This window comes from Marinobacter subterrani, assembly GCF_001045555.1.
Taxonomy (GTDB): Bacteria; Pseudomonadota; Gammaproteobacteria; order Pseudomonadales; family Oleiphilaceae; genus Marinobacter; species Marinobacter subterrani.
In genome coordinates this window covers 3,399,495-3,410,460 of the sequence record NZ_LFBU01000001.1, presented here as the reverse complement: position 1 = coordinate 3,410,460, position 10,966 = coordinate 3,399,495, and the positions used below count along the sequence as shown (strand labels likewise).

General features: G+C 65.3%; 15 protein-coding genes and 3 pseudogenes. All 18 read right to left on the bottom strand.

The window, feature by feature from the left end:
* Positions 1-504 (bottom strand): annotated as a pseudogene (locus msub_RS15870) (hypothetical protein); the annotation flags it as partial.
* 62 nt (positions 505-566) lie between these two features.
* Positions 567-668, bottom strand: a complete 102-nt coding sequence (locus tag msub_RS22240) for a Mu-like prophage major head subunit gpT family protein (RefSeq protein ID WP_227506824.1) — start codon at positions 666-668, stop codon at positions 567-569.
* Between the two features lie 43 nt (positions 669-711).
* Positions 712-978, bottom strand: a pseudogene (locus tag msub_RS21645) (hypothetical protein); the annotation flags it as partial.
* 461 nt (positions 979-1,439) lie between these two features.
* Positions 1,440-1,586: a hypothetical protein gene (locus tag msub_RS21640; protein WP_156182786.1), complete on the bottom strand. Its 147-nt coding sequence runs from the start codon at positions 1,584-1,586 to the stop codon at positions 1,440-1,442.
* Positions 1,587-2,074: 488 nt separating this feature from the next.
* Positions 2,075-2,855, bottom strand: a pseudogene (locus tag msub_RS22235) (phage protease).
* A gap of 569 nt (positions 2,856-3,424) precedes the next feature.
* Positions 3,425-3,646 carry a phage virion morphogenesis protein gene (locus tag msub_RS21865; protein WP_048496886.1) on the bottom strand — a complete coding sequence of 74 codons (222 nt, stop codon included), beginning with the start codon at positions 3,644-3,646 and terminating at the stop codon, positions 3,425-3,427.
* A complete protein-coding gene (locus msub_RS15850) occupies positions 3,646-4,119 on the bottom strand; it encodes a PBECR2 nuclease fold domain-containing protein (protein WP_048496885.1) in 474 nt (157 codons plus the stop codon). The genes msub_RS21865 and msub_RS15850 overlap by 1 nt, the downstream gene beginning before the upstream one ends.
* Positions 4,120-4,123: 4 nt before the next feature.
* Positions 4,124-4,876 (bottom strand): phage head morphogenesis protein, encoded by a 753-nt coding sequence (locus tag msub_RS15845; protein WP_048496884.1) that lies wholly within the window; start codon positions 4,874-4,876, stop codon positions 4,124-4,126.
* Between the two features lie 321 nt (positions 4,877-5,197).
* Positions 5,198-6,370, bottom strand: coding sequence for a phage portal protein family protein (locus msub_RS15840; RefSeq protein ID WP_082146513.1), 1,173 nt, complete (start codon positions 6,368-6,370; stop codon positions 5,198-5,200).
* Positions 6,345-6,512, bottom strand: a complete 168-nt coding sequence (locus tag msub_RS21630; protein WP_156182783.1) for a hypothetical protein — start codon at positions 6,510-6,512, stop codon at positions 6,345-6,347. The genes msub_RS15840 and msub_RS21630 overlap by 26 nt, the downstream gene beginning before the upstream one ends.
* An 18-nt stretch (positions 6,513-6,530) precedes the next feature.
* A complete protein-coding gene (locus tag msub_RS15835) occupies positions 6,531-8,615 on the bottom strand; it encodes a phage protein Gp27 family protein (RefSeq protein ID WP_197083850.1) in 2,085 nt (694 codons plus the stop codon).
* Positions 8,616-8,618: 3 nt separating this feature from the next.
* Positions 8,619-8,915: a VpaChn25_0724 family phage protein gene (locus msub_RS15830; RefSeq protein WP_048495443.1), complete on the bottom strand. Its 297-nt coding sequence runs from the start codon at positions 8,913-8,915 to the stop codon at positions 8,619-8,621.
* The gene (locus tag msub_RS15825) at positions 8,912-9,328 is read right to left on the bottom strand and encodes a hypothetical protein (RefSeq protein WP_048495444.1); all 417 of its coding nucleotides are present in this window, start codon (positions 9,326-9,328) and stop codon (positions 8,912-8,914) included. Before msub_RS15825 ends, msub_RS15830 begins: the two co-directional genes overlap by 4 nt.
* Positions 9,329-9,337: 9 nt before the next feature.
* On the bottom strand, positions 9,338-9,592 hold the full coding sequence (locus msub_RS15820) for a hypothetical protein (protein WP_197083801.1): 255 nt from the start codon (positions 9,590-9,592) through the stop codon (positions 9,338-9,340).
* Entirely contained in the window at positions 9,589-9,840 is a 252-nt protein-coding gene (locus tag msub_RS15815; RefSeq protein WP_048495445.1) for a hypothetical protein, read from the bottom strand. The genes msub_RS15820 and msub_RS15815 overlap by 4 nt, the downstream gene beginning before the upstream one ends.
* Positions 9,827-10,063 (bottom strand): hypothetical protein, encoded by a 237-nt coding sequence (locus msub_RS15810; RefSeq protein WP_048495446.1) that lies wholly within the window; start codon positions 10,061-10,063, stop codon positions 9,827-9,829. Before msub_RS15810 ends, msub_RS15815 begins: the two co-directional genes overlap by 14 nt.
* A gap of 9 nt (positions 10,064-10,072) precedes the next feature.
* Positions 10,073-10,429, bottom strand: a complete 357-nt coding sequence (locus msub_RS15805; RefSeq protein ID WP_048495447.1) for a D-Ala-D-Ala carboxypeptidase family metallohydrolase — start codon at positions 10,427-10,429, stop codon at positions 10,073-10,075.
* Positions 10,426-10,956: a hypothetical protein gene (locus msub_RS15800; protein ID WP_048495448.1), complete on the bottom strand. Its 531-nt coding sequence runs from the start codon at positions 10,954-10,956 to the stop codon at positions 10,426-10,428. The genes msub_RS15805 and msub_RS15800 overlap by 4 nt, the downstream gene beginning before the upstream one ends.
* Between the last annotated feature and the right edge of the window lie 10 nt (positions 10,957-10,966).

Below are 10,966 nucleotides of genomic sequence, written 5' to 3'. Positions count from 1 at the left end.
CGGGTCTTCCTTGATCGCTTTCACCTGCTCGTCGGTGAGGGACTCCAGGTCCACACCGATGGGCTCGCGGCCAAAGCGAATGCCGGCACGCCGGCGACTGCCCACACGGCGGCGGGTACGCACCCACAGCGCGGCCTTCTCGCCCTCGGGCGGGTTGTCGTTGTCGCCCTCCGGGTCTGGGGTCTGCTCGCCCTGGTCATTCTGGTTGCCGGTTTCCTGGGTGTTGTCACCCTGGGCGTCCTCGGGCTTGGCGTCGCCAGCCGGCTCTGCAACGTGCTGCCCAGCCTCGCCCGTGGCGCTCGCACTCTCTGGCGCTTGCGGTGCCTGGGCGTTATCGGTGGTGCCTTCCTTGGCGGCCTGGTCCTTGGCCGGCTCCGTTGCTTCGGTTTCCTTGGCGCCCTGGCCAGGTTGGGTATTCGGTTCGCTGCCTGGTGCTGGCGCGGCTTGGTTTTTGCGGTGCTCTTGCGTGCTGCCATGATCGGTCTCCTGAAAAACCCGCCCCACGCGAGGCGGGTTTTCTAACGCTTTACGGGTGCCTACTGCTTAGCTGCTGGGCAGCCAGGAGTTCATACCAGGGTGGAGGTGTTGGCCCATTCGTTGGTCTCGCCGCCGGCGGCCAGGCGTTCTGCAGACCTTGCGCGCGGGCCTTCCAGGTTGTTGGGCACCATGGTGTGGCTATGGCGCAACGCAGCGGGCGGCCGTAGTCGCCTTTCAGCTCCTGCAGGCGTTTGCGGGCAGCCTCGTAGTTGGCCGCCGTGAAGTCCTGGCGGGACCGCACACAACTGCCACAGGCCGGGGCCTGCGTTCACCGGGCATCCACGCCGACAGGAACTTGTCCTTCATGAACACTTCGGAGTCCGTCAGGCTGGTAATCGAGCGGAAGTCATAGTCCCGGCGCGCTGAACACCAGCGGCTTGATCGCGCGGTCAGGTCCATCACGTACCAGGCCGGCACACCGCCCATGTCGTTGCTCACGGACTGTTCCGCGCCGTCTCATCCAGCACCGGGTGGTCGGTGTCGAACAGCGCTGGCGTCGTAGCACTCGGGGTTAGCCGTGAGTATTCCACGCCAGTTCGTTCGGATGCTCGCGGGAGCTGCGGCGAACTCCTGAACACCGCCCATACAGACCGTAGGTGTCGTCCTCGATGCTGTCGCGGGCACGCCTCGGTCAGCTCGACTTGCGTTCTTGATCGAGAAGTCCGCGCCTCGAGGGAGTGGATAACCCGATCACCTACCATTCGCGCAAACGCGGCAGGGTTTTGAGGAAGGGTACACCTCACGGCGGTGGTGCTGGGCACCACGGTACAGAGCTCTCGTACAGGGAGCCTGGTCGCCAGCGAGGTCATGCCTGCTGGAAGTTCATTCTGTAGGCCTGGAACAGCGCTGCAGGCTGCGTTGGTCAAATCCATCGGATGGCTCCTAGGTTATCGGTTAGGCGTTCACGCGTTGTCGGGTCGATGTTTACCCAGACGCCGGTGTCGTCGACGCATCGACGATGCCTGCACTGAGCGGGTGGCGGTGGCGTCGGTCTTGGCCACCGTCTGGTTGTCGACGATGTAACAGAGCTTGCCGATGTCGGCGCGCACAACTCGTCAGCGCCGGCACTGTTGGCAAAATGAAGCACACGGGAAATGGTCACTTCCTTGTCGCGTCGGCACCGCCTGAGTTATCCACAAACTCGTCGAATCGGCCAGGGCGGTCAGCCGGTGCCGTGATGCCGCTCGGCAAAGCGCCGCGCCATTACAGCGATCGTGCCGGCGTAGGCAATCACGCCTGCCTTGACGGCGTGGCCCGGCTGTAACCGGCGCGGGTCGGGTGTTTCGGTTTTTGGTGGCCGCTACCATCAGGGTGTCCTCCCGTTATTCGGTCAGTGGTTCAACGCTCAGGCCTGGCTGGCCAGCGTCTCTTTGTAGGTCTTGGGGTCCAGGCCATGTTCTTGCACACGGCAGCTGCTCTTCGGTCAGCTCACCGTCGTTGTTGCTTCAGGCTGCGGCCGTTGGTCTGGGTGCCCTTGAGGGCGGCAATACCCGGGGCGTCCTTCAGGTGTGCTTGAGCGCGGCCAGGCCCTGGCTCTTCAGCCATTCGGCGTGCGCCTTGCGGCGATGCGGCCATCCTTGAGGCCTTCCTCCACCAGGTTGTTCAGCTCCTGCTGGTCACCGCCTTGCTTCAGGGCGGCCAGCTGCTGATTCACTTCGTTGTAAACCGCGCGGGGCACGTACTGGGTCAGGTCTGGTTCAGCGCTTTGCGGCCTTGCTCTTGAGCGCGGCCACGCCTCGGCCGGCTTTTCGTCATCGCCCAGTTCCAGGGCCTGGCGCACTTCGTCTGCCTGGCTGGCTTTGGCTTTCAGGGCGGCCAGGTGCTGGTCGATCTGCTCGTCGGTGGCGTCGGCTTTGAGGCCAGCGCCTTGATCAACTGTTCACGTTTCACGGAGTCTTCCTCCTCGTGTTCGGCTTCATGGGTTGCCATGCGGGCGGCGGCCAGCTCAGTGATGGCGCCGTCGTCGATGGCAGGCGTGTTGGTGAGTGCGAGATGCAACAGATCCAGCACCGCGCCAGTGCTGGCGTGGTACGGGAACACAGGGGAGAGGTAGCGGTACTCCCGGGCCTCAATGGCGGCGCGCGCCTTGTCGGTCCAGTCGATGCGGCCATACAGGCCGTCCTCCCGCCACTCCAGTGAGCGAGGGTCCACCCAACCGGCCGCCGGGCCGGCTTGCCGTTGACCTCCGACAGCAGAATCTGGTGCTCGTAGTCGATGGCGATGTCGGTGCTGCGGCTGGACGCCTTGCGGATCACGGCCTGGGCGCCGGCTTCATCCAGCACCCACGGCCCTGGCCCGCCATGGAGCCCCGGGCGCATCAAAGCGGCCGGCAGGATCAGCCGGTCTTGTCGTCGGCCAGCCGCACTTCCAGGGCGCACACCGCAATGGGTTGGCGGTGGTGGCCTGGCTGCAGGCTGCAAGGGTCTGGGTGTTCACTGCGTGTCGGTTCATGGGCCAGATTGCCGGCCCGGGGTGGAGTCAGGATATAAAGCGGTTTGGTAGTTTTTGAGGTGTGGGTGGCGCTTCGCGCAACCGTGGGTCAGACTGTCGGATCGGATGGCCGCTGGAGGAAATCTAACGCGGGTCTAACGGGCCTTTCGGGGTTTTCTGGTGCCATCGCCCCGGGTGGGCTTTCTGAGTCGCTGTAGCGGCTCTGAGGGCGTTGCTTAATTCAAACCCAGGGGGTGGCCCATGAAATCGAGCAGGGTCTGCACGGCAGCACGCTCATCATCCGGTGACAGGCCAGCCAGGGGCGGGCCGGAATACCGCGCTCATCGTCACCGAACTGGTGGGTAGCTGCGTACACCGATCGCTGCCGTACTCGAGCTGGTCCGCATCGGCCCGGTAGCGCTGAGTGTCTCGCAGATAGGTGTTCAATACCAGGATCTCATCCTTGCGGCGCTTCTTCCGTTTGCGGTAGGCCTCGCTCAGGGGCTCCACGGTTCGCCTTCCGGCTCTCCTGGGCGTCGAACCGGTCGCGGTGGCTCAGCAGCAGGTCTTCGCCGATGCCTCGAACGCGGGCGGGCGTTGCCGCCCGGTCGGCCAGCGCCTGCAGGGCTCGCTCCAGCCGCTCGGTCTCGATGCGCCATTGCAGGTTCACCCCGGCCATCAGTCGTCCTCACCCCGGCGGTACAGCCGCACGCCCTGGCGCAGGCGCTGCAGCTCGGCGTTGTCTTCTCCGGTGGCGGTGGTACCCGCCAGCCATCGCGGCCCACTCAAAGATGGCCACGGCCACGCCCTCATCACCTGGCAGCGCAAAACGGGCCAGGTAACGCCGGCGCAACACCGCCGCTGGTCATCGCCGGGCAGCTCGGCCGCCACCCAGATCTCGTCCGGATCGCGCAGCGCCTCGGCCAGCACGCCCAGGTATCGGCGGTCGGTGCCGGCCGGCAACTGCCAGGCATCGTCAGCGGCCTGGAACAGCGCCTCGCTGATGGGCAGAGGCTCACCAACGGCGTCATCAAAGCGCACGGGTTCACCACCACGGCGGGCACCGAACACACCGAGGAATCGGTCCACGGCGGCCGTGTCGCTCTCCGCCTGGTCCGGCAGATCAACGCCAAAGCGGCGGGGCCCGGGCATCGGGTCAGTCGCTGGCCGGGCGGAATGGCCCGCGTGTGCCGCGTAACGGGCCGTCCAGTTGCGGCGGGGTTACGCTGCGCACCCGATCGGCACCCGGGCGGTGCTCAAAGCCGGGTCGATACCCTTCGGTACACGCACGGTGCGTGGGCTGGGGCCATTGGCCCCACCACTTTCTCCTCCCACTCGATCTCCGGGCCCTGGTCCAGCACGGTGTAGCCCGGCGCTCGGCCTCGGCCGGCTGATCATGTACTTCTTGCAGGTGCAGCCCAGCCATTCTTCGGGCTCCACACACCCACCAGGGATCGTCCAGCGGCACCACCTTGCCATCGTTGGCCAGGTGTTCCGGGCGGGGGTTCTCGCTGCCGCCGTGGCGGTAGAGCCCGAACGGCCGCAGGCGGCGCAGCTCCGGGTCCGCCATCTGCGCTTCACGTCCGGCGTTGTAGCTCTGCATCAGGTTGGTTTCGTAGATCACCCGCGTGCGCCAGCCCCGGGAGCCGTTGTAGCTCCAGCCGTGGCGCTCCACGATCTGGTCGAAGTCCTTGCGGAAGTCCTGCAGGGTGGTGCCGTTCTCGATGGCCTTGAGCACCGAGCGCTGGAAGTCCTCCACGATGGCCATGCGATTGGCACCAGCGACCATGAAGGCGTGATCGTTCTCGCGGCCGTAGATGTCGGTCCAGGCGCGGGTGGGCACGGCCACCTTCTCGCGCAGGTACTCGATCTGTTCCCGGAACGGCAGGTTGCCATAGCGCACGGCCATCAGCGCACCTCATCCAGCAGGTCGGCACGACCGGCCAGCTGGGCGGCGGCCAGGGCATCGCCATCACCTCCGCCAGGTTGCCGATCGGCAGGCTCGCCGACAGCTCCACCAGGCGGTCGCGCAGGTCTTCCAGACTCTCGGCCTGTTCCACCGCCTGGCGAATGGCTTCCACCTGGGCGGTCTCGGCCTCGGCGGCGGCTTTGGCCAGAGTCTCCAACTGTGCGGCCTGCTCCTCGCCATCCAGGTTGGGCTCGTCCTGGCGCAGGGCTGCTATCGGTTGCGGGGTGTCGGGTTGGGCCGTCAGTGCCTGGCGCAGCACACTCAGGCCAGGGGCCTCCGGCTTCTGTTTCGGCTGCAGCACTTCGTCGTCGTCAGCCGCTCGGGGAATGCCGGTGCGCTCATGCAGCCACCAGGTGGGGATGCGCGCACCCATGTCGACAAACACCGGCAATGACTCCGACAGCGTCTTGTAGTCCTCGGTCTCGCCCATGTCGAGGTAGAAGCGCGGGCCCGGTTGACCTTCTCGATGCCGTAGTTCAGGCAGGCCATCGGCCACAGAATATCCCGGCGAATGGTGCCGGCGTACTGGCGCACGTCGGAACGGATCAGGCTGGCCTGGCCGCGCTCATGAACATTACCCAGAGCATTGGTGTTGGTGCCTTCGCCCGTGCCGCTGGTGAGCGTGCCGCCCAGGATGGCCTTGGCCTTGGCGCGCTCGCACCAGTTCATCATGGCCACGTACACATCGGCCCGGCCCTGGGCCGCTTCCAGGAAGTCGATGGCCATGCCTTCGGGGATGATGCCGGCAGCGTTCTGGCCCAGGGTGACCACCGCCCGCAACAGGGTGGCTTTTTCCTTGTCGGAGGCGTTGCGGGGGTACTTGCCCACCCGCGCCGGCATGCCGTAGATCTCCAGCAGCTGGGCCAGGTCGCCCAGGGCGTAGTTCTGGAACAGGTACGGCCACACCAGCATGCGGTGCAGGCCGCTGCGGGCGATGTAGCCGGGCTTGGCCTTGTGCCGGTGCTGAACCCAGCCCAGTGGCCATAGTGGTGCACCGGTCAGGCTCATGTCACGCAGGGTGAGCTGGTTCTGGTCATCCGGGTGCAGGCGGAACCAAGACTGCGGCCGCAGCTGCGGCTGCTCGATGTAGCGCAGGCTGCCATCACGGCCCCAGGACAACTCCAAATTGGAAAAGCCATGGCCGATGGCGGAGCCCATGTCCAGGATCAGGTCTTCCACTTCCAGCGAGCTGAAAACCTCGGCGGCGTGCTCGGCGGCCTTACGCTCGGCGCTGCTCGCACCATCCGGCGGCACAATCTGCCACTCCAGTTCGGCGGCCAGCTGCCGGCGCTTGCCAGATCCGCACCGATCTGGGGGTCTTTCTCTTCCATGTCCTCGAACAGTTCGTGCTGGGCCTTGGGATCGCCGTGCTCGGCGGCTTCCAGGATCTCGTACAGCCTGGCCGGGGTCAGCCCTTGGTGGGGTGCTCCGCAAACTCCCGGCGCAGGATGCCCACGCGGGCCTCCTGGGTCTGCTGTTCTTCCAGGGCCTTGCCCAGGTCTTCCTTGCCTTCGCCGTCATCGCCAAACAGGCGGCCGGCCAGGCGTTTCAGTCGTTCACCATGCACCACCTCCAATGCCAAAGCCGGATAGATTCAAATTGTCCCCGTCGTCATCGTTGTGGCTGCCCGGGCGGGGTGCCGGGGTGAATTCGATTTCCACGCCGTCCATATCGGAGGCGCTGTCGGCCAGCACGATGGCCATGGCGGCGTCACCGTGGCGGGTGCCGGCCTTGTTGGTCTTGCCTCCGGCAGTCGGGCCACACCGCGCACCAGGGTAAAGGCGCGGTAGTCTTCCAGCAGCTCGTCACTCTTAGGGATGGTAATGCCGCCATCCTCAAACCGGGCCTTGTGCTTGGGCATGCGCTCGCGGTACCAGTTTTCGGTGGCCATCACCTGGTCCACCAGTGAGCCCCACTCATCCCGGGCGGCCTCGCCCAGGTAACTGCCGTTGCCCCGGCTGTCGATGGCCACGCCGCACAGCCTGGGCAGGCCGTTGCCAACGGCGAACAGCACCTGTTCCTGCTGCTTGAACGGCACGTTGTGCATCTCCACCAGGAACGGCACCGTGCGGTGCAGGGTGGAGCCGATCTCCATGGGGGCAATCACCGACAGGTCACCGCTGCGGGCAAAGTCCTGGCCCAGGGCATGGCGGCGCTGCCGGTCCAGGGTGCGCAGCACGGGCTCCAGGTGCTCGCGGATCCAGTCGCCCATGGCGTCCCGGCGGGCAGGTTCCGGCAGGGCGTTGAACTCGCGGGTACCGTCAAAGCGCAGCACCGGGGCATCGGCCATGCAGGCCTCCACCTGTACCCGTGTCAGGTAGCTGCCGCCACCCAGGGCCGGAATGCAGAACAGCTCCTCGTCTTCGTTGGGCTTGTAGCGGTTGATCAGTTGCTGGCGCCACTGCACCTCCGCCTCGCGGGTCCAGGTCTGACCGGTGACCTGGCAGATGCGCCGGTACAGGCCATCGGCCAGGGCGTTGTCCAGGTCCACACGGTGCAGGCTGTAGTCGTAACGCCCGGCGCGGATGTCGTTGATCAGCGTATTGAACGGGTTGTCCTCGCCGTTGTGGGTGCTGATGATGCGGATCTGGCCGCCCCAGATGGTCATGGCCATGGCGGCCTTCAGCAGCTCCTCGATGTCGTCGACGAAGGCGGCCTCATCAATCACCAGGCGCTCACCGGGCCGGCCCTTGGAGCGCAGGTTGCGCGGGTTGCTGGTGAACGCCTGGATCTGATGGCCGGAATCAAACTTGATAGTGTAGGTGAGGATCTGTTTGTCATCCGCTTCGATCACGGACTCCTCGATCTGGCTGGCAGCAGCCTGGTATGCCTTGGCCCAGCCGGCGCAGTCCTGGATAAACCCCTGGGTCATCTCCTTGTTGTAGGAGATGTAATAGACGTTGGCGCCCTCGTCGCTGGCCGCGTACAGAACATCGTCAGCCGCCTCGGCGTAGGACAGGCCGATCCGGCGGCTTTTCTCAATCACCTTTACAGCGCTGTTATCCGCCACCCACTTCTGCTGGTAACCCAGCAGGATGGCAGCGGTGCTGACCGGCTGGCTCGCGTCGGCCACAGCCTGGGCGAGGGCTTCTGGTTCATGCCATGCCCTCAAGAATGGCCGCACGCAGGGCGGCCACGCCCTCTTTGGACAGGCCCTGGGCCCGGGCGGCGCTCTCGGCGCTCGCAGCCGCTTCTTCCGCCGCGCGTTCACGTTCCTGTTTGCGGATCTCCGCCTCGCGCTTGACGTTCTCGGAGCTGGCCGCTCCAGCCGGGTAACGGACAGGGACAGTTCCTTGACCATCTCAATCACCGCCGGCATGGACTCTTCAGTCAGCTCGCCCTCCTGGAGCTTCAGCGCCAGGTCAAAGGCCATGGAGCGGAGCATCTCGTTCACCAGGTTGCCGAGCTGGCCCTGAGGCTGTGCACCCAGCTTGGCAATCCACATCTCCGCCACTTCGCGGCTCTGGCGCAGTTTCTCACCCACCTGGTTCATGCGCACGGCGTAGCGGTTGACGGCGCTCTTGCTCAGGCGCTCTTCGTGCCCTTCCGCCTCCAGGATGTCGTTGATTCGCGCCGTGGCCTGCAACTGGGTAACGCGGGGGTCGCGCAGCAGCGCTTGCAGCTGCTCGCGCACGTCGTCCGGCAGGCGCTCAACACTGCCCGGTCTCACTCGGCCCATGGTTCAGCCCTCCAGGCGCGGCCGCGCCACGCCGGGCACGCGGGCACGGCCCAGGGCCACGTCCTCGCCCCGGGCGGTCAGGCGCGCCACTTGAATGTCTCCGGCCTGTGTCAGCGTCACCAGTCCCTGTTCCTGAAGCCAGGCCAGCTCCGTGCGCAGCGCATCCCGGGACAGCTCATGCCCCACACTGCCCAGAACACCCCGCAATACCGCCTCGTTGTGGCTGTATCCGGGGTCTTCCTCCAGCGCCTGCAGGATTACCAGGCGTTGGTCTGCCGCTGTGTACTGGCGGTAATTCATGTGTCACCCCGCTTCTCGTTTAACAGGTACTCATTGATCATGGCCAACTGCCGGTTCATGGCGACCATCTGGCCGCTCATGTTCTCCATTTGCTCAGCCACCCGGCTCATCCGTTTGTGGGTGATGGCCATGTCGTGGTGCGTGGGTACCACTGTCAGCTGGTGCTCCGCCACGTCCATCCGGCGCTCCAGGTGGCCAACCCGGCTTTCCAGGTGACCGCGCTTTTCGTCATCATCGTCTTCCTTGTCGTCCATGCGCTGGGTGAGCGCTGCCGAGACCTTCTCGATGGCCCGGGCGTTCACCTTGCTGCGTTGGGTGATGTGGGTGTACACGGCCAGCAACACCAGCCCGATCAGCTGCAACAGATCCAGCCCGAGCTTGAGATAGCCGGGATCAACATCAAACCACCCCATAACGTCCCCTTACTGCTGTGGCGTGTGTGTGCTCTGAATGATCGATTCCAGCAGCTCGGCGTAGTCGCGCCGTTGCCGGTCCCGGTTGACCAGTGCGGTGTAGGTTTCGTCGCTCAGGCACTGGAGCTGTTCGCCGCTGACGCTCGGGAGCTCCGGCCGGGGCGGCACTGGTAACGGTGTGGTGACGTACTCAATGGCCGGCGTGGTGCAGCCGGTCAAAAGCACCACGAGAAATAACCACCAGCTCTTTACAAGTGTTCTCACCAGTGGCCCTCCAGGTCATCGCGTTTCTGCGTGTCCGGCTTTGTACGCTGCTCGCGCTGGCGTTTGCCGGTTCTGGCCATGGCCTGGGTGGCGCTGGCCTGGGCATCGCTGGCCGCCCGGTTGTGTTCGGCCCGTCGGGTTTCCGCCTGGCGGGTGGCCTTCTCAGCGTCGCCCCGTTTTTTGAAGGCGTAGCCCAGGGCACCCAAAACCGCGATGGCGGCACCGATCAGCAGCTCAAGTATTCCCACGGCTGGCCTCCATGCTTTTCTGTTTCCACTCACGCCCCACCCAGATGGCGAGGATCAGCGCCACAGCGCTGCCATAGACGCCGGCGTCCATTTGGGGCATCTCGCCCAGCGGGCCCAGGGTCATGCCGGCAATCAGGAATTTAACGGTGACCACCAGCCAACTGATGGCCACGAAGGGCAGCGTGCGGCTGGGGGTACCTCGGGTGTCGGGCCAGGCAATCATGGCGTTCTCCTATCCGCGCCAACGGGCGGGGCCGTTGGTGCGGGTGTCGATGTGGGTGAAGGTGTCATAGCGGCCGATGCTGAGATCGGGGTAGGTTTTCTCCAGCCACTGGCTGACCAGTGGCGGATCCACGCCTTCCACCTGGATGTCAGCGGCACGGCCGCGCAGGTGCTGGCTGTTCGGGCTACCGCCAACATTGGCGTTATGGGATTCACAGCGACAGCCACTGGTGATCGTGATCGGTGCGTTGAAGTGCTTGCGCACGTCCTGCACAACCCGCAGCAGCACGGCGTCTACGGTGTCAAAACCACACCCGCATTTGCAGGCAAACTCGGCGCGCTGGAAGTTCTTGCTGATCTGGCTCATTGGCTCAGCTCCTTTTCGGTATCAATGAGGCGCCGGCCCAGTGCCATCAGCCGGCGCACCTCAGCCAGGTTGTTGGCCTTCTGAGCAGCGGCGATCTGGGCGCTCAGGACTTCGGCGAGTTCACACAGCAGGCAGGCCATCTCAATGGATGGCTTGGCCGGTTCTGGTGCGTTAGAGGTGTGTGTGGTGGCCGGGGTGTCTAACGATTTTTCCACAGTGGGTTTGGCCTTGCCGGCAGCCAGGGCCAGCTGCTCACGTCCCCATGGGGTGAGCTGGAAGCCGGTGCGATCGGGGTTGTCGCGCAATGGCTGCACGTCCAGGTAACCGGTGGTCTGAAGGCCGGCCAGGTTGTTGGCCACCTTGGCCTTGTCCTGTTCGTTGGCTGCGTTCATGGCCACGCAGATCAGAGGTCCGGGAACGGCCGTGCGGCGCTGGCGCTGAAGGTCCGCCACCGTATTGAGCAGGCGACGACGAGCCGCCACCCGGGGCAATACCGGTGATGCGTCGGTGGTGCAGGTTTCAGTCATGATCGCCTCG